This is a genomic window from Klebsiella sp. X13 (assembly GCF_003323835.1).
GTDB classification, from domain to species: Bacteria; Pseudomonadota; Gammaproteobacteria; order Enterobacterales; family Enterobacteriaceae; genus Klebsiella; species Klebsiella ornithinolytica.
Genome location: NZ_CP030874.1, coordinates 696931 through 719254 on the forward strand (window position 1 = coordinate 696931; position 22324 = coordinate 719254).

Sequence of the window (22324 nt, forward strand, 5' to 3'; positions counted from 1 at the left end):
ACTCCTTAAAACAGAAAATAACGTTGCGCCATCGGCAGGACATCTGCCGGTTCGCTGGTGATCAGTTCGCCATCGATGCGCACTTCATAGGTTTGCGCGTCGACGGTGATATTGGGCTGCAGGCCGTTATGGATCATGTCGGTCTTTTGTACCGTCCGGCAGCCTTTCACCACCGCCGTGGCGCTCTGCAGATTCAGACGCTGCGCCACGCCACTGTCGACCGCCGCCTGCGGCAGGAAGGTGAGGCGACAGTGATGGCGAGCGCTGCCCAGCGCGCCGAACATCGGGCGGTAGTGCACCGGCTGTGGCGTCGGAATCGAGGCGTTGATGTCGCCCATCGGGGCAATGGCGATCATACCGCCCTTGATCACCGTGGCCGGCTTAACGCCGAAAAACGCCGGGGACCACAGCACGAGATCCGCCAGTTTGCCCACTTCAATCGAGCCGACTTCATGGGCGATACCGTGGGTCAGCGCCGGGTTAATGGTGTACTTGGCGATATAGCGCTTCACGCGGAAGTTGTCGTTATCGCCGCGTTCTTCCGCCAGCGGCCCGCGCTGCACCTTCATCCGATGCGCCACCTGCCAGGTACGCAGAACGACTTCGCCCACGCGCCCCATCGCCTGCGAATCGGAAGAGGTCAGAGAGAAGGCGCCGAGATCGTGCAGAACATCTTCTGCCGCAATGGTTTCCCGGCGGATGCGGGATTCGGCAAACGCCACGTCTTCCGCAATATCCGGATCGAGATGGTGGCAGACCATCAGCATATCGAGATGTTCGTCAATGGTATTGACGGTGTAGGGCAGCGTCGGGTTGGTGGAGGAGGGCAAAATATTGGGGTGTGCGCAGGCGGTAATAATATCCGGCGCATGGCCGCCGCCGGCACCTTCGGTATGGAAAGTGTGGATCGTCCGTCCGGCAATCGCCGCCAGCGTATCTTCAACAAAACCCGATTCATTCAGGGTGTCGCTGTGCAGCGCCACCTGAATATCCATTTCGTCGGCGACCGTCAGCGCGCAGTTGATGGCGGCCGGCGTGGCGCCCCAGTCTTCATGAATTTTCAGGCCGATAACGCCTGCCGCAACCTGTTCGCGTAGCGCGTCCGGGTTTGAGCCGTTGCCTTTGCCCAGCAGACCAATATTCACCGGCAGACTGTCCGCGGCCTGTAGCATCCGCGAGATGTACCACGGCCCCGGTGTACAGGTGGTGGCGTGTGTCCCCGCGGCGGGGCCCGTTCCGCCGCCGACCATGGTGGTGACGCCGGAGACCAGCGCCTCTTCCGCCTGCTGCGGGCAGATCCAGTGGATGTGGGTATCGACGCCGCCGGCGGTGACTATCTTACCTTCGGCGGCAATAACCTCCGTCGCCGCGCCAATGGGGATAGTGACGTCAGGCTGGATATCGGGATTACCCGCTTTGCCGATTGCGACAATACGCCCCTCTTTGACACCAATGTCGGCTTTGACGATCCCCCAGTGATCGACGATCAGCGCATTGGTCAGCACCAGATCGACACAGTCGTCAGCGAGCATTTGTCCCTGGCCCATACCGTCACGGATGACCTTCCCGCCGCCGAACTTGACCTCTTCGCCGTAGGTGGTCAGATCGTCTTCGACCTCGATCCACAGTTCGGTGTCCGCCAGGCGCACTTTATCGCCGGTGGTGGGGCCAAACATGTCGGCATAGGCCTGACGTGAAATATCACTCATTGTTTGCCTCCAGATTTCCCATCACGTCGCCGCGAAAGCCGTATACCGCGCGACGACCGGCGAGCGCCACCAACTCTACTTCACGTTTTTGCCCTGGCTCAAAGCGGACTGCGGTGCCGGCGGCGATGTTCAGGCGATAGCCGGTGGCCTGCGCCCGATCAAATTTCAGCGCCGGGTTGACCTCGGCAAAATGGTAATGCGATCCAACCTGAATCGGCCGGTCGCCATGATTCTCAACGATAATGCTGCGGGTGGCGCGGCCAACGTTCAGAGCTATCTGTCCGGGCTGCACCTTATATTCACCTGGGATCATCGCGAAACCTCAGATAATCGGGTTGTGGACGGTGACCAGCTTCGAGCCATCCGGGAAGGTGGCCTCGACCTGGATGTCGGGGATCATTTCGGGTACGCCCTCCATGACCTGTTCGCGGCTTAACACGTGGCGGCCTTCTTCCATCAGCGCCGCGACGCTTTTACCGTCGCGGGCGCCTTCCATAATAAAGGCGCTGATTAAGGCCACGGCTTCCGGGTAGTTCAGCTTCAGGCCGCGGGCCAGGCGACGTTCCGCCACCAGTGCGGCGGTAAACAACAGCAGCTTGTCTTTCTCTCTGGGGGTCAGTTCCATAGCGTTCTCTCAGGTCAACCAGATTCGGGGAAGGACCGGGGACTTTCCGGTCAGATGCGGTCGCATAAACTGCCAGATATCACGCATCGCCCGCTGGCAAAGTAAGTTATCGTCACTTAAAAAGCGCACCGTCAGCAGGCCGTCAGTCAGCGTGGCGCCAGCATAATTGCCCAGCGTCGTGAGTCGTTCCCGCACGCCGTCAAGCAGGGCTTCACTGGCGGGATAGAACAGCAGAGTACCGACCCACGGGTACTGCGCCACGCTGGCCAGACGTCCGTCGGCCAGATGCAGGCGTTCAATGAGCAGCGGGGCATCATCCATCCATACTTCAAGACGATTGCTGAGGGCGCCATGGCTAAAGCTTTCACCGATGACCGGGCGGCCCAGGCACAGCAGATCCCAGGCCAGTAGCGTGCTGGAAGGGCAAAGATGAAAGGCGGTATGCAGACGGGCGCGGGCGCCGGGAAAGAAAATCGCGTCCTGCGGCAGCCACTCCAGCGTCGAGCGTTCCGCCAGCGTCAGGCGCTGATGTAAATGAGCCTGCGCGCCGCTGCTGCGGTAAAACTTACTGGCACCGGGCATGGTGATTAACGTGTGGCAGCCGCTATCGAGAGCGGCGCGAATCGTTAGCTCGTCACCACCGACAATCCCGCCCGGCGGGTGGAGTAAGTAGAGATGACAGGTATCGTCTTCAGGATAAAAGGGACGCTGGACGGTGAGCGGACCGACATGACGGGCGGAGGTGAGTACCGTTTTGCCGCCGCGATGTTGAAAATGAAGGTCCAGCGTAGCCTGCCAGCCTTTTTTATTCTCTGGTAACACGGTGCTGTGCAATGTTGTTACGCCCCTGCAAAATCAAGATAAAACAGCAGCGATGAGTATTGATCGGCGCGAAAGTATCTCGATCATATGAAAAGCTTATGAATTAAAAACAAGAAAACAGCCGCCTGTGCGGCGGCCGTTTAGCGAAAAGATTATTACGCCTGATAATCTTCGGCGTCAATGTCATAACCCGACGGTTCCCAGCGAATCGCGAGCAGCGACAGCAGGCCAATCAGCGGCGCGGCGGCGATAATCCAAAAGACCTGGGTATCCAGGGCCGCAACCAGCAGCGGGAAGAGGAACAGCGACAGGGTTGAGCTGCTGCGCATCAGAGTCTGGTTCAGGCCGACACCGACACCGCGCAGCGAAGTTGGATAGCTCAGCGAAGCAAAGGTCATGGTGTGGGCGCCGGGGCCAAACCCCTGGCCGAACAGGAACAGCGCCAGCATCGCCACGGCCGCGATGCCTTCGCCCGCGCCGTGCGGGCGGCCGATCAGCGCCAGTCCCAGCAGCGCCGCCAGCTGGCAACTGTAGCCCGCCAGCGACATCTTCCATGCCCCTAAGCGCGGCACCAGCCGCACTGCCAGCAGGCCGCCGACGAAAGCAAAGAGCAGGTTCAGCGCCAGGGAGATCACAATCGTGGTCAGCATCGACTGAACAAAGAAGCTGGAGATAATCACCGGCAGGCCGAAGGCGACGGCGTTATAGGCAAAGGAAGAGACGACCGACAGCAGCGTAGCGAGGGTGGTCCGCCGCAGATAGACGCCCTGGAACAGACGGAAATAGTTGCTCCACTGCGCTTTTTTCACCACCGGCGTCGGGTTATCCAGCGCGTCCTGCGCCACGTGGGCGTTGATGTTATAGGCCTTGCGCAGAATGGCGGCCGCTTCACGCAGGTTGCCCTGATTGGCGGCCCACACCGGCGACTCGCTCATATAGCGGCTGCGAATGGCGATAATCACCAGCGCAGGAACCGCGCCGAAGCCCAGAATCAGCCGCCACAGCCAGTCGCTGTGGCTTTCCGGCAGTACGGCATAGAACAAGAGCACCAGCAGATATGAAATACTGATAGCGGCGTACCACGTCGGGCACCACATGGCGACGCTGGCCGCTTTGTTGCCCGGCCCCTTAAGCTTTGAGAACTCACTCAGGAAGGCCATCGCCACCGGCAGATCGATACCGACGCCGAGGCCCATGACAAAACGGGCGCCGGTCAGCACGTATTCGTTGGGGGCCAGCGCGCAGGCGATCGCTGCCACCACAAAAAACAGCATATCGGCCATGAAGACGCGGTAGCGGCCGATTTTATCCGTCAGGTAGCCGCCCAGCAGCGCGCCGACGATGGCGCCGAAGGTGATGGCTGAGGCCACCATGCCGGTGCCGGCGGGCGTCAGGTTGAATTCACGGGTAATGTCTTTCAGGCCAAAGGCCAGGGAGCCAAGATCGTAGGCATCGAGAAAGATACCGCCGAGGGCGATACCCATAACAATCCGCGCATTGGTACGCCCGCTGCTGCCCTCATTGATTAAACGCGATACGTCAGCGGCGCCGCGTATCCACTGTACTTCCCCGCCAGGCGACCCCGCCGCTGCGACCGGAGCCGCGTTGATTACGTCTGTCATGATGTTGTTCTGTGCTGTCTTATAAAGGATTCAGAGTAAACATCGCGGCAGGCAGGGATAAATTATTTTTGGTTATAAGACATAGCTAAGTGATTGTTGTGAAATGATTATCTTTTTCTGGCCGGTGAGTTCAGGAGGATTGGCTGCCAAAAAGGGTAATTCAGAGAGAATGTCGGGATAAAGGGGGCCCGGCGCGCGCCACCGGGCGCCAGATTATTTCTGCTCAGGCGTTTTTTTGTTCTTTTTCAGCCGGGCCCAGATTTTGGTTTCCTGGCGCCGCCACAGACGCTGAATATTGTCGTGATGGCGCAGCAGAATCAGGCAGGAGAGCATAGAAACCGGGAAGGTATACTGCGGTTTGAACCACCAGACGTAGAAAGGGGCAATCAGCGCGCTGACAATAGCCCCGAGCGAGGAATAGCCGCTGAGCAGGATGGTCAGCAGCCAGGTACCCGCCATGACGCCGGTCAAATCCCAGCCGATGGGCGCGATTGCGCCGAAAGCGGTCGCCACGCCCTTACCACCGCGGAAGTTAAAGAATACCGGCCAGATATGGCCTACGCAGGCCGCAATGGCGACCAGACCCAGCCAGAAAGGCGTCAGGCCGAGCGCCCAGGCACCCCAGACGGGCAGCATGCCTTTGAGCACATCAAAAATAAGAACCGTTACGGCTGCTCCCTTGCCGCCAATTCGTAGTACGTTTGTCGCCCCAGGATTGCCGGAACCGCTATCGCGAGGATCGGGCAGGCCAGCGAGACGACACACCAGAATGGCGCTGGAAATTGAGCCGCAGAGGTAGGCAAGGATAACCAGTCCAGGCGCGATTGCACTCATCAGCTGTTCCATTTTGAAAATGTCGTTTTGTCCCCGCTATCCTTCGCGTCGCTGATGCGCTGGCGCACTTCTTTCGTGCCGTCATCGGAGCGTGCATGGAGCCAGAACGCTTGCTGCGCCGCTGCTTTCCTGCAATGCGAATTATTTAGGGGATGTCTTTGCATCTGTGGATAATACGCATAATTCGCCGGAAGTGGTATCCGGTTTAGCCAAAAAGCAGGCAGGTCGTGATGGATATTGTATTTATAGAGCAACTTTCGGTAATCACCACTATCGGTGTTTACGACTGGGAACAAACCATTGAACAGAAGCTGGTGTTCGATATCGAAATGGCGTGGGACAACCGCAAAGCGGCGAGCAGCGATGATGTCAATGATTGCCTCAGCTATGCTGATATCAGCGAGCTGGTGATTGGTCACGTTGAAGGCGGACGTTTTGCGCTGGTGGAACGTGTCGCGGAAGAGATTGCCGATCTGCTGCTGGAAAAATTCCCCTCGCCGTGGGTGCGGATTAAAGTCAGCAAACCGGGCGCCGTTGCCCGGGCGGCAAACGTGGGCGTGATTATCGAGCGCAGTCGGACGTAGCCTTAATCTGAAACAAAACTTTTCAGGTCATACTCGTTAAACAAATTGCGTTTATACCGGTCACAGGATCCGGCTATCGGGATATTTAATTGCCGCTCAGGGTCAGGACAGCACTCGAAATTTACGCGTACTCCGTGTACGCTCCGATTTCCTGCGCCGTCCGTCTCCAGACTGGCCGCATCAATATCACCTGATGGAATGGTTCAGCGTATCTGGTTTTTTCATTTTACTTTTAAAGGGTTTATTGGATGAGCGATATACACTCGCTGCTGGTGGCGGCAATATTGGGTGTGGTTGAAGGGTTAACGGAATTTTTACCTGTTTCCAGTACTGGCCATATGATTATTGTCGGCCATCTGCTGGGCTTTGAAGGCGAGACGGCAAATACTTTTGAGGTGGTCATTCAGTTAGGTTCTATTCTTGCCGTTGTCGTCATGTTCTGGCGTCGTCTGTTTGGTCTGATCGGTATTCATTTCGGTAAACCACCGGAACATGAAGGTCAGGGAAGCGGCCGTTTATCGCTGATTCATATTTTATTAGGGATGGTTCCGGCGGTGGTGCTGGGTCTGTTGTTCCACGATACCATCAAATCGTTGTTCAACCCGGTCAACGTCATGTATGCGCTGATCGTGGGTGGCCTGCTGCTGATCGCGGCGGAAGTGCTGAAGCCAAAACAGCCGCGTGCCGTCGGTATTGATGATATGACCTATCGCCAGGCATTTATCATCGGCTGCTTCCAGTGCCTGGCGCTGTGGCCCGGTTTCTCTCGCTCCGGTGCGACCATTTCCGGTGGGATGCTGATGGGCGTAAGCCGCTATGCGGCGTCAGAGTTCTCCTTCCTGCTGGCGGTGCCGATGATGATGGGGGCGACCGTGCTGGATGTGTATAAGAGCATCGGTTTCCTCAACGCCAGCGATATTCCGATGTTTGCCGTCGGCTTTATTATGGCGTTCATCGTGGCGCTGATCGCGATTAAAACCTTCCTGCAGCTGATTAAACGTATTTCGTTTATCCCGTTTGCCATCTACCGTTTTGTCGTCGCGGCAGTGGTTTACGTTATCTTCTTCTGAGTTTTCAGCGCCGGTAAAACCGGGCCCTCAGTCGCAAGGCTGAGGGCAGCGCTCTTCCTTCCACTTCGCGACCGCCAGTATGCGGCGCCGCGTCAGCTCCTCACGAATCTCCGGCCCTTTAAAGCCCTGAGCAACCACCTCTTTCGTAGAGACCGATTGGGCGACCTCCCAGGCTTCAAGCAGCAGGCGTCCCTGCGGATAATCGCGGGCTTCGAATCCGGTACGTCCGCGCACATCGGCTTCGCTGGTTAAGGCGATTTGCATGACCCGGTGCGGCTTACGCCAGGCGTCGATATTATCAAACAGTTTGACCAGCGTTTTGGGCTGCAGTATTGGCAGGGTATGAATCAGGTCGTGGAATTCGGCGACCAGCTTCGCCAGATCGCGAATGTCGTTCGGTACGCGCAGACGGGCGCAGAGCTGCTCGACCAGCCTGACGCCTGCCGGACCGTGGCCGTGATGGCGCGGCCAGAGCGCTTTTGGCGTCAGCCCTTTGCCGAGATCGTGACATAGCGTTGCAAAGCGAACGTCAATCTCCGGCGACAGCATTGCCGCCATCGTCAGAGTCATCAGCGTATGTACACCGGTGTCGATTTCCGGGTGCCATTTAGCCGGTGCCGGAACGCCGTACAGCGCGTCAATTTCCGGGAACAGCACGCCGAGCGCGTGGCAGTCGCGTAAGGTCTGGAAAAAGACCTGGGGATTACGGGTGCCAAGGGCGTTTTCCGTCTCCTTCCAGACCCGTTCTGGCGTCAGATGCGCCAGTTCGCCGGCGTCGGCCATGGCGCGCATCAGCGCCATTGTTTCGTCGGCAATACGGAAGCCCAGGTGGGCATAGCGGGCGGCGAAGCGCGCCACGCGCAGAACGCGCAGCGGGTCTTCGCTGAAGGCGGGTGAGACGTGGCGCAGCAGGCGCAGACGCAAATCGGCCTGGCCGCCGTAGGGATCGATAATCAGGCCATCGGCATCCTGAGCCAGCGCATTAACCGTCAGATCGCGGCGCAGCAGATCCTGTTCCAGCGTGACGTCCGGGGCGGCATAGCAGGTAAAACCGGTGTAGCCGGAGCCTGATTTACGCTCGGTACGTGCCAGAGCATACTCTTCCCGGCTTTTCGGGTGCAGAAATACGGGGAAATCGCGGCCTACCTGCTGGTAGCCCGCCTCAAGCAACTGCTCAGGCGTGGCGCCAACCACGACCCAATCTCTGTCTTTGACCGGTAGCCCTAATAACGCATCCCGAACTGCACCACCGACCAGATAAATCTTCACGCCTGACTCTCCCGTATCCACTTTGCTCAAGATGATACGTAAGTCTGGCAGAGAAGACGAATTAGTTCATCCACCGGTCTTTACGTTTACGGCTCGGGACCAGATGCGGCAGCACCAGACCGAGCAGCAGTCCGACGCCAAGCACGCCGCCGCCGTACATAAACCACTGCATGATAATAGTGCGCTGCTTATCATCCAGCTGCAGATTCGCGGCATTCACCTTCTTCTGGGCGACAACCAGCTCATTTTTCAGCTTTTGGTTTTCATCTTTCAGCGCGTTGATGACGGTATCGCTGCCGGCGACCTTTTTCTGCATGTCGGCGGTGCGCTGATTCCAGGTGGTGTCGATGTTATTGAGTTTGTCGGTCAGGGTTTTCACCTGATTTTCCAGATCCGGCACGCGGGTGCGCAGGCTGGGCTCGGTGCTCAGCTCTTTCAGCGGAATCCACGCGGTACGGCCGTTGCCGTCGCGGATCTGGGCATAACCGGTGCTGTCATTGGTCTGCAGCAGAGAAACTTCTTCCCCGGCGTTAATGGTGCCCTGAAGACGATAATTATCGCCCGGCCCCGTGCGAACCCAGGTGTTCAGTTCATCAGAAACATAGCGTTTTTCTTCTGCATGAACCGCCGTGGCGGCGCTGAGCGCCAGCAAAGTAAAAGTGATAAGGCGTAATTTTGGCATCAGGTCATCGTTTGATCATAAAAAGTTGAACGATAGTAGTGGCATCGCCATAGCGACGCAAAGTTTTCTGCCACAATCGGAAACATCCGGGAGGTGGCCCGGCAAAATGCGCATTGCATGGAGAATCGCCGCAAAATACTATCTACTGACAAAAAATATCGGCGATAGTTCGCCGTATTTTCCCGGCAGCGCAAAGAAGCGGAAGAATTCAGTCATGGCTCAAGAAATCGAATTAAAATTTATCGTCTCCGACAGCGGCGTGGAAACACTGCGCCAGCACCTTAACGCGCTTAATGCCCAGCACACGCCTGCGGGTCAATTGCTCAATATTTACTATGAAACGGCGGATAACTGGCTGCGCCGTCACGATATGGGACTGCGCATCCGTGGCGATCGCGGTCAGTATGAAATGACCCTGAAAATCGCCGGGCGCGTGGTGGGCGGATTGCATCAGCGTCCGGAATTCAACATCCCGCTGGCAAGCCCGGAACTGGCGCTGGAACGCCTGCCTGCCGAAGTCTGGCCGCAGGGCGAACTGCCCGCGGATCTGGCGCAAAACGTACAGCCGCTGTTCAGTACCGATTTTGAACGTGAAAAATGGGTGGTCAGCGAAGGGGAGAGCCAGATTGAAATTGCGCTCGATCGCGGGGAGGTGAAAACCCCCGAGCATCAGGAGGCGATTCGCGAGCTGGAGCTGGAACTGCTCTCTGGTAAGACGGAGGATGTGCTGGCGCTCGCCCGTCGTCTGCTGGAAACCGGCGTGCTGCGCCAGGGAAGTCTCAGCAAAGCGGCGCGCGGCTACCATCTTGCCCAGGGGAACGATGCGCGCCCGGTGCAGCCATTCGGCGTTCTGCAGGTGGCGCCAAAAGCCAGCGTAGAGCAGGGTCTGGAGGCGTCGCTGGAAAACGCGCTGGCGCACTGGCTCTATCATGACGAGGTCTGGAGCCGCGGTAATCCGATGGCAAAAGGGGAAATCCTTCGCGCCATCGCCCGGATACGTCATGCGCTGGTGCTGTTTGGCGGTATCGTGCCGCGTAAGGCCACCGCGCAGCTGCGCGAACAGCTTGGGGAAGCGGAAGCTGCCCTGACGGAGGCTGGAAAGGATCCGGCGGCGCTGTTCAGCATTGCCGCAGTCAGCGCGAAGCTCGCGTTGACCGAATGGCTGGTGAGCCGTAGCTGGCGCGCCTTTTTAAATGAGAACGCGCAGAAGAAGATCGCCGGCTCTTTTAAACGTTTCGCCGATATCCAGCTTTCGCGGGCGGCGGCGGAGTTAAAAAATGCGTTCCAGCAGACGCTGGGGGACGATTACGACGGCCAGCTGCCGCGTCTGGCCCGCGACATAGACTGCATTCAGCTGCTCGCCGGCGCCTATGCCGATGCTGCGGCCTCCTGGCTGGAGAACTGGCTGGAAGTCCGTCGCGCTATTGAGCACAAAGATCGCAGCGTCATTGAATATTTCCGCCGCCAGGCGCTGGCCGCGGAGCCATTCTGGCTGCATAGTGGAAAACGATAATTTCAGGCCAGGGAGACCCCTATAATGCCGCTTTCTTCACAGTTACAGCAGCACTGGCAGACGGTTATAGACCGACTGCCGGCGGATTTTCCATTATCCACGTTAAGTCCGCAGGCGCAGTCGGTGATGGCGTTCAGCGATTTCGTCCAGCAGAGTCTGGTGGCGCAGCCGCAGTGGCTGACCGAGCTTGAAAACTCGCCCCCCGAGGCGCAGGAGTGGCGTCACTATGCCGACTGGCTACAGGCCGCCCTGGCCGGTGTCAACGACGAAGCGACGCTGATGCGTGAGCTGCGCCTGTTTCGCCGCCGGATCATGGTGCGCATCGCCTGGGCACAAGCGCTGTCGCTGGTCAGTGAAGAGAGCAGTTTGCAGCAGCTAAGCGCGCTGGCGGAGACGCTGATTGTCGCCGCCCGCGACTGGCTTTACACCGCCTGCTGTAACGAATGGGGAACCCCTACCAGTGCCGAAGGTAAAGCGCAGCCGCTGCTGATCCTCGGGATGGGGAAACTGGGCGGAGGCGAACTCAATTTCTCGTCGGACATCGATCTGATTTTTGCCTGGCCTGAACATGGCGCAACCCGCGGCGGACGCCGCGAGCTGGATAACGGGCAGTTCTTTACCCGCCTCGGGCAGCGGCTGATTAAAGTCCTCGACCAGCCGACGCAGGATGGCTTTGTTTATCGCGTTGATATGCGCCTGCGCCCCTTCGGCGACAGCGGGCCGCTGGTGCTGAGCTTTGCCGCGCTGGAAGATTACTATCAGGAACAAGGGCGCGACTGGGAGCGCTACGCGATGGTCAAAGCGCGGATCATGGGCGATAACGAAGGCACCTATGCCAACGAACTGCGCGCCATGCTGCGGCCCTTCGTCTTCCGTCGCTACATCGACTTCAGCGTGATCCAGTCGCTGCGTAATATGAAGGGGATGATTGCCCGTGAAGTTCGTCGTCGCGGGCTGAAGGACAATATCAAGCTCGGTGCGGGCGGTATCCGCGAAATCGAATTTATCGTACAGGTCTTCCAGCTGATCCGCGGAGGACGCGAACCGGCGCTCCAGCTACGGGCGCTGCTTCCGACGCTGGCGGCGATCGATGAGCTGCACCTGCTGCCGGAAGGCGATGCTGCCCGGTTGCGTGATGCCTACCTGTTCTTACGTCGCCTGGAAAACCTGCTGCAAAGCATCAATGACGAGCAGACGCAAACTTTGCCGCAGGATGCGCTTAATCGCGCTCGCCTGGCGTGGGGGATGCATGTTGATGACTGGGAAACGCTGACCGCGCAGCTGGAAGAGAAAATGGCCAGCGTACGGCGAGTGTTCAACGACCTGATTGGCGATGATGAAGCGCAATCACCGGATGAGCAGCTGGAGGAGTACTGGCGTGAGTTGTGGCAGGATGCGCTGGAAGAGGATGACGCCAGCCCGGCGCTGGCCCATCTTGCGGATGACGACCGTCGCAGTGTGCTGGCGCTGATTGCCGATTTTCGTAAAGAGCTGGATAAACGCACTATCGGCCCGCGCGGGCGCCAGGTGCTGGATCAGCTGATGCCGCATCTGCTCAGCGAAGTGTGTTCGCGGGCCGATGCGCCGGTGCCGTTGGCGCGGATTACACCGCTGTTGACCGGTATCGTCACCCGAACCACCTACCTGGAATTGCTCAGCGAGTTTCCCGGTGCGTTGAAACATCTGATTAGCCTCTGCGCCGCTTCGCCGATGGTTGCCAGTCAGCTGGCGCGCCATCCGCTGCTGCTGGATGAACTGCTGGATCCCAATACGCTGTATCAACCGACGGCGACCGATGCCTATCGCGATGAGCTACGTCAGTATCTGCTGCGGGTGCCGGAAGAGGACGAAGAGCAGCAGCTGGAGGCGCTGCGCCAGTTTAAGCAGGCGCAGCTGCTGCATATTGCCGCCGCCGATATTGCCGGTACGCTGCCGGTAATGAAAGTGAGCGATCACTTAACCTGGCTGGCCGAAGCGATGATTGATGCGGTGGTCCAGCAGGCGTGGATGCAGATGGTGGCGCGTTATGGCCAGCCGACGCACCTGCATGACCGTCAGGGGCGTGGTTTTGCGGTCGTCGGTTACGGGAAACTGGGGGGCTGGGAGCTGGGCTACAGTTCTGACCTTGACCTGGTGTTCCTGCATGATTGTCCGATGGAGGTGATGACCGACGGGGAGCGCGAAATCGACGGTCGCCAGTTCTATCTGCGCCTGGCCCAGCGCATTATGCACCTCTTCAGCACCCGCACCTCTTCAGGGATTCTCTACGAAGTGGATGCTCGCTTACGTCCGTCTGGTGCGGCGGGTATGCTGGTCACCACTGCCGATGCGTTTGCCGACTACCAGAAGAATGAGGCCTGGACCTGGGAACATCAGGCCCTGGTGCGTGCCCGCGTAGTCTATGGCGATCCGGCGCTGCAGGAGCGTTTTGATACCATCCGACGCGATATCCTCAGCACGCCGCGTGAAGGGGCGACGCTGCAGACCGAAGTGCGGGAAATGCGGGAGAAAATGCGCGCCCATCTCGGCAATAAGCATCGGGATCGCTTTGATATTAAAGCCGATGCCGGGGGCATTACCGACATTGAATTTATTACCCAGTATCTGGTCCTACGCTATGCGCACGATAAACCGAAGCTGACGCGCTGGTCTGATAACGTGCGCATTCTGGAACTGCTGGCGCAAAACGACATTATGGATGATGAAGAAGCGCAGGCGTTGACCCATGCGTACACCACGCTGCGCGATGCGCTGCATCATCTGGCGTTGCAGGAACAGCCGGGGAACGTCGCCCCGGACGCCTTTACCCATGAACGTCAGCAGGTGAGCGCCAGCTGGCAGAAGTGGTTGATGGCTTAACTAAAAAACCGGGTGTGCTATTATCGCGCGCAAAGTTTGTATCTCGCAGGAGAGAGTCATGAAAGTAACGCTGCCGGAGTTTGAACGTGCAGGAGTGTTGGTGGTTGGCGATGTCATGCTGGACCGCTACTGGTATGGTCCCACCAGCCGTATTTCCCCCGAAGCCCCGGTACCGGTGGTCAAGGTGGAAAATATCGAAGAGCGTCCCGGCGGTGCGGCAAACGTGGCGATGAACATCGCCTCTCTCGGTGCGACCTCTCGCCTGGTTGGCCTGACCGGGATTGATGACGCAGCGCGTGCGCTCAGTAAGGCGCTGGCGGATGTCAACGTGAAGTGCGATTTTGTCTCCGTGCCGACTCACCCGACTATCACCAAGCTGCGCGTGCTGTCGCGCAACCAGCAGCTGATCCGCCTGGATTTCGAAGAGGGATTCTCCGGCGTCGATCCGCAGCCCATGCACGACCGCATTCAGCAGGCGCTGGGTACCATCGGGGCGCTGGTATTGTCCGATTATGCAAAAGGCGCGCTGGCCAGCGTGCAGACCATGATTAAGCTGGCGCGCGATGCCGGCGTACCGGTGCTGATCGATCCGAAAGGCACCGATTTTGAACGCTATCGCGGCGCCACGCTGCTGACGCCGAACCTCTCCGAATTTGAAGCCGTAGCGGGCAAGTGCAAAGACGAAGCGGATATTGTCGAACGCGGCCTGAAAATTATTGCGGATTTCGAACTCTCTGCGCTGCTGGTGACTCGTTCCGAGCAGGGGATGACGCTGTTGCAGCCGGGCCGTCCGCCGCTGCATATGCCGACTCAGGCGCAAGAAGTGTATGACGTCACCGGTGCCGGCGATACGGTCATTGGCGTGCTGGCGGCGACGCTGGCCTCCGGCAACACTCTGGAAGAGGCGTGCTACTTTGCCAACGCGGCGGCCGGCGTCGTGGTCGGCAAGCTGGGGACATCCACCGTTTCACCTATCGAACTGGAAAACGCCGTGCGCGGGCGCGCGGAGACCGGGTTCGGCGTGATGAACGAAGATGAACTGAAACAGGCCGTTGCGGCGGCGCGTAAGCGCGGCGAGAAAGTGGTGATGACCAACGGCGTGTTTGACATTCTGCACGCGGGCCACGTCTCTTATCTGGCTAATGCGCGCAAGCTCGGCGATCGCCTGATCGTTGCGGTCAACAGCGATGCGTCGACCAAACGTCTGAAAGGCGAGTCTCGTCCGGTTAACCCGCTGGAGCAGCGTATGATCGTGCTCGGCGCGCTGGAAGCCGTCGACTGGGTCGTCTCATTTGAAGAGGATACGCCGCAGCGCCTGATTGCCGGCATTCTGCCGGACCTGCTGGTCAAAGGCGGCGACTATAAGCCGGAAGATATCGCGGGTAGCGAGGAAGTCTGGGCGAACGGCGGCGACGTTCTGGTGCTGAACTTTGAAGATGGTTGCTCTACGACCAACATCATTAAGAAGATCCAGAAAGACAGCGGTAAGTAATTTGTCGCGCCGGGCGGGCGTCCTGGGGGAGCGGGTTGCGTATCGCGAGGCCGAAGAAACCCGGATAACGTCCGACAAAAATAGCCGACGATCGTCAGATCGCCGGCTTTTTTTTATTTATTGATGACAGAGATGATTCAGCGCAATAAACAGGCGATTTGAGCGCATTTTTCGTACAGAAAGCGTTAGCGTAAGTATAAATACTGAAGTCAGTAGAAAGCATATGACCAATCAGAACACACACGGCTGAAGGAGTATGCGGATGAATCATCACGAACTGTATTCAATGAAGAACTTTGATTTTCTGGCCCTGAGTTTCGCCAGAATGCATGCACAAGGACACTCCGTTGATCTCCAGGCTATAGTCGGCAATATGGATGAAGATCATCGTGAATGGTTTTGCCAACGGTATGAGCTCTACTGCCGTCAGGTGAGTGAAGAGGCAGCGTCGGAACCAGAGCTAGAACACTGAAACAACAACGGGCCTGAGGGCCCGTTATTTTTTACTGCTTCTCTTCGACGGTCGGGGCGGCCGCGCGGCTTTCCAGATCGCTGATTCGCTGCTCCAGCAGCGCCAGTTTTTCGCGGGTGCGCAGCAGCACCTGCGTCTGCACATCAAACTCTTCGCGACTGACCAAATCCAGGCGGGTCAGCTGTGACTGGAGTACCTGACGGATCTTTTTCTCGACATCTTCCCCAAGATCGCGAAGGCCTTTCGGCATCGATTCATGGACCTGGCGGGCGATTTGTTCAATTTTTTTCGGGTCAATCATGGTGGTTTCCTGCTCTGGTCGATTTATCGCTCATTGTAGTGCGATCGACGCTGCCTATAAACCAGAAATGTTTGAAGCTTATGCATTGCCGATGATAATCAATAGCGTTATAGTGATCTCGCTTATTCTCAGGGCGGGGCGAAATTCCCCACCGGCGGTAAATCAACCATGGCGTTGAAAGCCCGCGAGCGCTTTCTGCAACAGCAGAAAGGTCAGCAGATCCGGTGTAATTCCGGGGCCGACGGTTAAAGTCCGGATGGGAGAGAGTAACGGCTCAGTCGGGTTTCGATCCGCTTGCGTTGACTTTTGCCGCTAAACCGGCGCTCCTAAGACTGCCCTGATTCTGGTAACCATAATTTTAATGAGGTTTATTTACCATGAATCAGACGCTCCTTTCCTCTTTTGGTACCGCTTTTGAACGTGTGGAACACGCTTTAAATGCACTGCGCGAAGGCCGCGGTGTGATGGTGCTTGATGATGAAGACCGTGAAAACGAAGGCGACATGATTTTCGCCGCTGAAACCATGACCGTTGAGCAGATGGCGCTGACCATTCGCCACGGCAGCGGCATTGTCTGCCTGTGCCTGACCGATGAACGCCGTAAGCAGCTTGACCTGCCGATGATGGTGGAAAACAACACCAGCGCATACGGCACCGGTTTTACCGTGACCATCGAAGCTGCAGCAGGCGTCACCACCGGCGTTTCCGCCGCTGACCGCGTGACCACCGTGCGCGCGGCCATTGCCGACGGCGCTAAACCTTCCGATCTCAACCGTCCAGGCCATGTCTTCCCGCTGCGTGCGCAGCCGGGCGGCGTGTTGACCCGCGGTGGTCATACTGAAGCGACCATCGATCTGGTGACGCTGGCGGGCTTTAAGCCGGCTGGCGTGCTGTGTGAACTGACGAACGACGATGGCACTATGGCGCGGGCGCCAGAGTGCATTGCGTTCGCACAGAAGCAGAATATGGCCGTGGTCACCATTGAAGATCTGGTGGCCTATCGCCGCGCACATGAGCGCAAAGCCAGCTGATTCTGGCCCCGCCTCAAGACAAAGCCCACCTCAGCGTGGGCTTTGTTGTTTTTGCCATCAGCCAATGCCCATTGCCTGCAGCGCAACCAGACTTAATCCCATCACCGACATGCCGCACAGTACGCCATAGCTTGGGTTGCTCTGCGGATCGATCTCTTTTGCCAGCGGCATCAGCTCATCGACCGACAGCGCCACCATGATCCCGGCAACGGCGGCCATAATGGCGCCCATCATGACCGGTGACACCAGGTTTCCGAGGATCAGCCAGGCCAGCAGGCCGCCGAGAATTTCCGCCATACCGGAAAGCCCTGCCCAGAGTACCGCCTTATACCGTGAACCGGTGGCGGCATAAACCGGCCCGGCCACCGCCAGCCCCTCGGGAATATTGTGTAAAGCGACCGCCAGCGCGACGCCCATGCCCAGCTCGAGGTTATTACTGGCCGTTACAAAGGTGGCGATCCCTTCCGGAAAGTTGTGCAGGCTGATGCCCAGAGTCAACAACATGGCGGTTCGGCGGAGGTTACGCGGACGCGGCATACCCGGCGACATTAGATCCTGCGGATGCGCGTGGGGCAGCATACGGTCAAGCGCAAAGTATCCCAGCAGGCCGATGACAAACATGCCGTAACCGAGCAGCGGCGACATGCCCTCCGCGTTCAGCGCGGCGGGCAGCATCTCCATCAGCGAGATAAGCAGCATGATACCCGCGGCAAAGCCCAGGGAAAATCCCAGCAGCCGGTTGGATGGCTTCTGACCCAGGACGCCAAAAATAGCCCCGATGAATGTGGCGCTACCCGCCAGCAGCGTCAATATTAAGGGTGACGACATTATTCATTTCCTTTGATAATGATTATCATTAATGATATCCAGATTATCAGCTCACGACGAGAGGGCGATGCGACCCTTTACAGCGAATTACATTCAAATTTTCTGACGATCATCATCATGCTTATCTGAGTTTATCCTGATGCAAAAAAGCGTAATGTTGAGGCATCACAATTCCTCTGTTTAAGGATATCACCATGTCCCGTACCCGAATGCCAGCGTTGTTTTTAGGCCACGGCAGCCCGATGAACGTGCTGGAAGATAACGTCTATACCCGCGCCTGGCGGCAGCTGGGCGAAACATTGCCGCGGCCAAAAGCTATCGTTGTAGTCTCTGCGCACTGGTTTACTCGCGGTACCGGAGTCACGGCTATGGAAACGCCGAAGACGATCCACGATTTTGGCGGCTTCCCGCAGGCGCTGTACGATACGCATTACCCGGCTCCCGGTTCTCCTGAACTGGCGCAGCGTCTGGTTGAGCTGCTGGCGCCGGTGCCCGTGACCCTGGATAAAGAAGCCTGGGGCTTCGATCATGGCTCATGGGGCGTGCTGATAAAAATGTACCCCGATGCGGATATCCCGATGGTGCAGCTGAGCATCGACAGCACCAAACCGGCAGCCTGGCATATGGAAATGGGACGTAAGCTGGCGGCGCTACGCGATGAAGGTATCATGCTGGTGGCGAGCGGTAACGTGGTGCATAACCTGAGAACGGCACGCTGGCATGGCGAGAGCACGCCTTACCCGTGGGCGGAATCATTTAATGACTACGTCAAGACCAACCTGAGCTGGAAGGGACCGGTTGCAGAGCATCCGCTGGTGAACTATCTGGCGCATGAGGGCGGATCGCTTTCTAATCCGACGGCGGATCACTTCCTGCCGCTGCTCTACGTTCTGGGTACCTGGGACGGCGAAGAGCCGATAACTATTCCGGTGGAAGGGATGGAGATGGGATCGCTGAGCATGCTGTCGGTGCTGATTGGGGCGTAGAAGGTAGCGGAAAAACCCCGGCAGGCGTTAGCGCGGCCGGGGCAGATCTTATTCGACGAAAATGTGCGGGTAGAAACGCGACAGATCCTGGGTGATCAGCGCCCGATCCTCGCGTACGCCAATCCCGGCGGGCATATCGTTGATGAGCCAGCTGCCGATCAGCGTGTAGCTGTCACCAAACTTCGGCAGCGGATAGAACTCCTGCACGATAGTGCCTTCTTCTCCGTATGGACCCTCTACCGCTTCCAGTACTTTGCCGTTTTCCACGATCGACACGTTGGCCCCTTCACGGGAGAAGATCGGCTTAATGACGTACTTCTCCATCTCCGGATGCGCATCTTCGCTGAAGTAAGCCGCCAGCAGATTAGGGTGGTTCGGAAACATCTCCCACAGCAGCGGAAGCAGAGCTTTGTTCGAGATGATGCTCTTCCACGCCGGTTCGAGCCAGCGTACGCCCGCGTCTTCCAGTTTGGTAGAGAACATCTCGCGCAGCATATACTCCCACGGGTAGAGCTTGAACAGGTTGCCAATCACCTGATCCTGCAGGTCGGTAAACTGACCTTTTTCACCCAGGCCGATATCTTCGATATACAGAAACTCGGTCGCCACACCCGCTTCTGCGGCACAGTCCTGCAGATACTGCACGGTACCGCGATCTTCTTCGGTATCGCGGCAGCAGGCCATATGCAGCAGCTGGAAGCCAAACTGTTCACGCAGCTCGGAAAAACGCTCGATCAGCTTTTCCTGCAGGCTGTTGAACTGGTCGCTGCCTGCTGGCAGCTGGCCGGCGTTGATCTGATCTTCCAGCCAAATCCACTGGAAGAAGGCGGCTTCATACAGCGAGGTTGGGGTATCGGCGTTGTTCTCCAGCAGCTTCGGTTCGCCCACGCCGTCCCATGCCAGATCGAGACGCGAGTAGAGCGACGGCTGGTTGGTTTTCCACGACTGGCGCACGAAGCCCCAGGTATGTTTCGGAATGCGGAACTTCGCCATCAGCTCATCGCTGGCGACGACTTTTTCCACTGCCTGCAGGCACATCTGGTGCAGCCCGGCGGTGACCTCTTCAAGCTTTTCAACCTGGGCCAGCGTCAGTTTGTAATAGGCTTCTTCGCTCCAGTACGGCTCGCCATACATGGTATGAAAGTTGAAGCCGTATTCGGTCGCCTTCTCACGCCAGTCCGGGCGTTCCGTGATGCTGATTCTTTCCATGTGATTTAGCCGCCCATTGAGCGTTTAGTCGAACTGGTGCCTGCAGCGCTGCGCTGCATAGCAGATTGCTTCGCGACCGACTCTCCAAACCCGCCGCGAGTGACGGTGCTGGTGGTGGCGGGTTTTGGTGCCATCGCCGTTTTCGGTACATTCATCGTCCGGCCCGGCTGAGCGGCGCCGTAGCTCTTACCGCCGGCATCGGTGTACTGACCATAGGCTGGGCTGGCCGGGTTTTTCGAGCTGAACAGCGGCTGCTGTGCGCCCATGCCGCCACCCATCATACGGCCCATCATGTAGCCTGCCATCAACGGCATCCAGAAGCTGCCGCTGCTTTGTGCCTGCGCCTGGTTTTCTGGCGCGACGCCTGCCTGAGCCGGCGTTTGCTGGCACTGGCCTTCGCCGAATTCAGCGACGCAATCTTCGCGCGTGGCGTATTTCGGCGCGGTACGTACCGCTTCCTTCTGCGCGTTGTTGAAAGCGGTGGTGCATTCTGCGCTTTTGCCCGGGTTGGCTGCAGAGCAGTCATCGGCGTTTTGGTACAGAGAAACCGTCTCGTCGGTTTTTTCACAACCGGCAAGCATAAATACGGCCGTAACGGCAAGGGCGACCGGCGTCAGATGGCGCGCGCTCCAGCTTTTACGGAACGAGGCATGATTGATATTTTTTGTCCGTTTCATATTTGTCTTCCAGGACCCAGTGGTATTGCGGTTTGTTAACGCTCAGGATAGAGGATGAGTGGTGGAAAATGAAGCGAAGAGGGAGGGAAAGGAGGGGATCTTTACGTTGCCTTACGTTTAGCGCTTCGCTTAGCGGAATTCGTTAAGCGAAGCGCCATGACGCAACGACGATTACTGGCGGAAAGGATTCGCGCCGCTGGTTTTCGTGGTGCGGGTCGAAGCCGGTGTTGCCGCCGGGGCTGCATTGCTGCTGTAGCCATCAGCGTTAGCATCCTGCTGCGGGGTTTCCGGTGCGACGCTATCTGGTGATGTCGAGACCGGTTTGCCCAGCGTGTTGTTCAGCGCCAGCAGATCCTGCTCGTTCAGAGTACCGAGCGCAGATTTAATGTTCAGCTGGTTAATCAGGTAGTTATAACGTGCGCTGGAGAGCTGCTGCTTCGCGTTGTACAGAGTGGTGGTGGCATCCAGGACGTCGACGATGGTACGCGTCCCCACGGAATAGCCGGCTTCCATCGCATCAAGGGAGCTCTGCGCAGAGACCACCGCCTGTTTGTAGGCGTTGATGCTGCTGATAGAGGCGTTGATGTTATTAAAGGAAGAACGAACGGTCTGAACTACGCTGCGATGTGAGCTTTCCAGCTGTTCGCTGGCGCCAACGAAGTTGTACTGCGCCTGTTTCACCTGCGAGTTCACCATCCCGCCCTGATACAGCGGCAGCGAGAAGCTCAGGCCAATTTTGTTCTGCCCGGCATCAGTGTCGCCATAGCGCGTTGGATCGTTGGTTTTTGAACCGTTGTAGGTGGTGTTTGAGATCCCGGTCGAGGCGGTTAAATCCAGGGTCGGCAGATGGCCGTCCTGCGCCTGGCGAATCTGTTCGCGGGCGAGGTCCTGGTTCAGACGCGCCTGCAGCAGCGACAGGTTGCGGTTTTCCGCTTCCTTCAGCAGCGCATTTACCGTCTGCGGTTTGTTGGTTTTAAAGCCGTCAACGTTCAGCGATGCCAGCTCCGGATAGTAGTTGCCGGTTACCTGGCGCAGCGCTTCTACCGCGTTGTCGAGGTTGTTGCGTGCGGTCACTTCGTTTGCCAGTACTGAATCGTACTGTGAACGGGCGTTCTGCACGTCGGTGATCGCCACAAGGCCTACGTTAAAGCGCTGTGTGGTCTGATCCAACTGGCGGTAAATTGCCTGCTTCTGCGCTTCGGTATAGGAAAGCGTATCAATCGCGCTGAGGACGTTAAAGTAAGCCGTCGCGGTGTTCAGAATCAGCGTTTGCTGGTCAGTCTGATAGGTGACATCCTGAATACCGGCCGCTTTTTCCTGCAGCGTCAGGGCGCGCCACTTCGACATATCAAACAGGGTCTGCGTTAACTGCAGCGCGCCGCTGGTGACGTTCGAGTTCACGCCGTTGCTGTCGCGATAGCCATTGGTGTAAGTATAATCTGCGCCCAGACCAAGCTGAGGCAGTAACGGGCTACGTGCTTCATTGATCTTCTCGAATGCAGCATCACGATCGGCTGCTGATTTACGCAGGTCAGGGTTGCTGACGCGCGCCTGCTGATAAACCTGCATCAGGTTTTCTGCCTGGCTCATGGCGCTGAAGCCAGTCAGGCCCAGACCGATGAGGATGGGGAAAAGTTTCTTCATTTGCATTCCTTGTTGTGAAGCATAAAGCGCTGCCCAAATTCTAAATATATTTGCTGATTGTATCGAGTCTGCCGCGGTAAAAAGTTGGCGTTACG

The 22324-nt window shown here is 57.8% G+C and carries 20 protein-coding genes, 2 pseudogenes and 1 riboswitch; of the genes and pseudogenes, 9 read left to right on the forward strand and 13 right to left on the reverse strand.

The window, feature by feature from the left end; all coding sequences use genetic code 11:
- Window positions 1-5 precede the first annotated feature (5 nt).
- From ureC to DSD31_RS03450, 4 genes are read right to left on the reverse strand one after another with little or no spacing between them, the layout of a single operon-like run.
- Window positions 6-1709: an urease subunit alpha gene (gene ureC, locus DSD31_RS03435; RefSeq protein WP_004867822.1), complete on the reverse strand. Its 1704-nt coding sequence runs from the start codon at window positions 1707-1709 to the stop codon at window positions 6-8.
- Window positions 1702-2022, reverse strand: coding sequence for an urease subunit beta (locus tag DSD31_RS03440; protein WP_004867818.1), 321 nt, complete (start codon window positions 2020-2022; stop codon window positions 1702-1704). The genes ureC and DSD31_RS03440 overlap by 8 nt, the downstream gene beginning before the upstream one ends.
- Before the next feature lie 9 nt (window positions 2023-2031).
- Entirely contained in the window at window positions 2032-2334 is a 303-nt protein-coding gene (locus DSD31_RS03445; protein WP_004867816.1) for an urease subunit gamma, read from the reverse strand.
- 9 nt (window positions 2335-2343) lie between these two features.
- On the reverse strand, window positions 2344-3168 hold the full coding sequence (locus tag DSD31_RS03450; RefSeq protein ID WP_004867813.1) for an urease accessory protein UreD: 825 nt from the start codon (window positions 3166-3168) through the stop codon (window positions 2344-2346).
- Between DSD31_RS03450 and DSD31_RS26370 the strand changes: the two are divergent.
- Window positions 3158-3244 (forward strand): annotated as a pseudogene (locus tag DSD31_RS26370) (short-chain dehydrogenase); the annotation flags it as partial. The gene DSD31_RS03450 and the pseudogene DSD31_RS26370 overlap by 11 nt on opposite strands.
- A gap of 67 nt (window positions 3245-3311) precedes the next feature.
- Here DSD31_RS26370 and DSD31_RS03455 read toward each other — a convergent pair.
- Together DSD31_RS03455 and plsY are read right to left on the reverse strand one after the other, a co-directional pair.
- Window positions 3312-4778: an MFS transporter gene (locus DSD31_RS03455; RefSeq protein ID WP_015585698.1), complete on the reverse strand. Its 1467-nt coding sequence runs from the start codon at window positions 4776-4778 to the stop codon at window positions 3312-3314.
- Window positions 4779-4991: 213 nt separating this feature from the next.
- Window positions 4992-5612 (reverse strand): glycerol-3-phosphate 1-O-acyltransferase PlsY, encoded by a 621-nt coding sequence (plsY, locus tag DSD31_RS03460; protein WP_004867810.1) that lies wholly within the window; start codon window positions 5610-5612, stop codon window positions 4992-4994.
- A 230-nt stretch (window positions 5613-5842) separates the two neighbouring features.
- On the opposite strand from plsY, the pseudogene folB reads away from it, so the two are divergent.
- Together folB and bacA are read left to right on the forward strand one after the other, a co-directional pair.
- Window positions 5843-6236: pseudogene (gene folB / locus DSD31_RS03465) on the forward strand (bifunctional dihydroneopterin aldolase/7,8-dihydroneopterin epimerase).
- A 208-nt stretch (window positions 6237-6444) separates the two neighbouring features.
- Entirely contained in the window at window positions 6445-7266 is an 822-nt protein-coding gene (gene bacA, locus DSD31_RS03470) for an undecaprenyl-diphosphate phosphatase (protein WP_004867807.1), read from the forward strand.
- Window positions 7267-7293: 27 nt separating this feature from the next.
- Here bacA and DSD31_RS03475 read toward each other — a convergent pair whose 3' ends face one another.
- The gene (locus DSD31_RS03475) at window positions 7294-8535 is read right to left on the reverse strand and encodes a multifunctional CCA addition/repair protein (protein ID WP_064367909.1); all 1242 of its coding nucleotides are present in this window, start codon (window positions 8533-8535) and stop codon (window positions 7294-7296) included.
- Window positions 8536-8596: 61 nt separating this feature from the next.
- Window positions 8597-9217: a TIGR04211 family SH3 domain-containing protein gene (locus DSD31_RS03480; RefSeq protein WP_004867804.1), complete on the reverse strand. Its 621-nt coding sequence runs from the start codon at window positions 9215-9217 to the stop codon at window positions 8597-8599.
- A 214-nt stretch (window positions 9218-9431) separates the two neighbouring features.
- On the opposite strand from DSD31_RS03480, the gene DSD31_RS03485 reads away from it, so the two are divergent.
- The 4 genes from DSD31_RS03485 to glgS all read left to right on the forward strand — a co-directional run bounded on the left by DSD31_RS03485 (window position 9432) and on the right by glgS (window position 15553).
- Complete coding sequence (locus DSD31_RS03485; RefSeq protein WP_064359218.1) at window positions 9432-10730, forward strand: CYTH domain-containing protein; 1299 nt, start codon at window positions 9432-9434, stop codon at window positions 10728-10730.
- Between the two features lie 21 nt (window positions 10731-10751).
- Entirely contained in the window at window positions 10752-13589 is a 2838-nt protein-coding gene (gene glnE, locus DSD31_RS03490) for a bifunctional [glutamate--ammonia ligase]-adenylyl-L-tyrosine phosphorylase/[glutamate--ammonia-ligase] adenylyltransferase (protein WP_162786330.1), read from the forward strand.
- 58 nt (window positions 13590-13647) lie between these two features.
- Window positions 13648-15081, forward strand: coding sequence for a bifunctional D-glycero-beta-D-manno-heptose-7-phosphate kinase/D-glycero-beta-D-manno-heptose 1-phosphate adenylyltransferase HldE (gene hldE / locus DSD31_RS03495; protein ID WP_015585701.1), 1434 nt, complete (start codon window positions 13648-13650; stop codon window positions 15079-15081).
- A 262-nt stretch (window positions 15082-15343) separates the two neighbouring features.
- Window positions 15344-15553 (forward strand): cell surface composition regulator GlgS, encoded by a 210-nt coding sequence (glgS, locus tag DSD31_RS03500; RefSeq protein ID WP_004867793.1) that lies wholly within the window; start codon window positions 15344-15346, stop codon window positions 15551-15553.
- Between the two features lie 31 nt (window positions 15554-15584).
- On the opposite strand, the gene ubiK is transcribed toward glgS, so the two are convergent.
- Window positions 15585-15854 carry a ubiquinone biosynthesis accessory factor UbiK gene (gene ubiK, locus DSD31_RS03505; protein ID WP_004867791.1) on the reverse strand — a complete coding sequence of 90 codons (270 nt, stop codon included), beginning with the start codon at window positions 15852-15854 and terminating at the stop codon, window positions 15585-15587.
- A gap of 120 nt (window positions 15855-15974) precedes the next feature.
- Window positions 15975-16126: riboswitch (FMN riboswitch) on the forward strand.
- 105 nt (window positions 16127-16231) lie between these two features.
- Between ubiK and ribB the strand changes: the two genes are divergently transcribed.
- Entirely contained in the window at window positions 16232-16885 is a 654-nt protein-coding gene (gene ribB, locus DSD31_RS03510) for a 3,4-dihydroxy-2-butanone-4-phosphate synthase (RefSeq protein ID WP_004867787.1), read from the forward strand.
- 57 nt (window positions 16886-16942) lie between these two features.
- Here ribB and zupT read toward each other — a convergent pair whose 3' ends face one another.
- The gene (gene zupT, locus DSD31_RS03515; protein ID WP_004867785.1) at window positions 16943-17713 is read right to left on the reverse strand and encodes a zinc transporter ZupT; all 771 of its coding nucleotides are present in this window, start codon (window positions 17711-17713) and stop codon (window positions 16943-16945) included.
- Between the two features lie 194 nt (window positions 17714-17907).
- On the opposite strand from zupT, the gene ygiD reads away from it, so the two are divergent.
- Window positions 17908-18699: a 4,5-DOPA-extradiol-dioxygenase gene (gene ygiD / locus DSD31_RS03520; RefSeq protein ID WP_004867783.1), complete on the forward strand. Its 792-nt coding sequence runs from the start codon at window positions 17908-17910 to the stop codon at window positions 18697-18699.
- Window positions 18700-18747: 48 nt separating this feature from the next.
- Here the strand turns inward: ygiD and DSD31_RS03525 are convergent, their stop codons facing one another.
- The 3 genes from DSD31_RS03525 to tolC all read right to left on the reverse strand — a co-directional run bounded on the left by DSD31_RS03525 (window position 18748) and on the right by tolC (window position 22229).
- Window positions 18748-19908 (reverse strand): glutathionylspermidine synthase family protein, encoded by a 1161-nt coding sequence (locus tag DSD31_RS03525; RefSeq protein ID WP_004867780.1) that lies wholly within the window; start codon window positions 19906-19908, stop codon window positions 18748-18750.
- Window positions 19909-19913: 5 nt separating this feature from the next.
- Window positions 19914-20585 carry a DUF1190 family protein gene (locus tag DSD31_RS03530; protein ID WP_004867777.1) on the reverse strand — a complete coding sequence of 224 codons (672 nt, stop codon included), beginning with the start codon at window positions 20583-20585 and terminating at the stop codon, window positions 19914-19916.
- A 171-nt stretch (window positions 20586-20756) separates the two neighbouring features.
- Window positions 20757-22229: an outer membrane channel protein TolC gene (gene tolC, locus DSD31_RS03535; protein ID WP_032718260.1), complete on the reverse strand. Its 1473-nt coding sequence runs from the start codon at window positions 22227-22229 to the stop codon at window positions 20757-20759.
- Window positions 22230-22324: the final 95 nt, after the last annotated feature.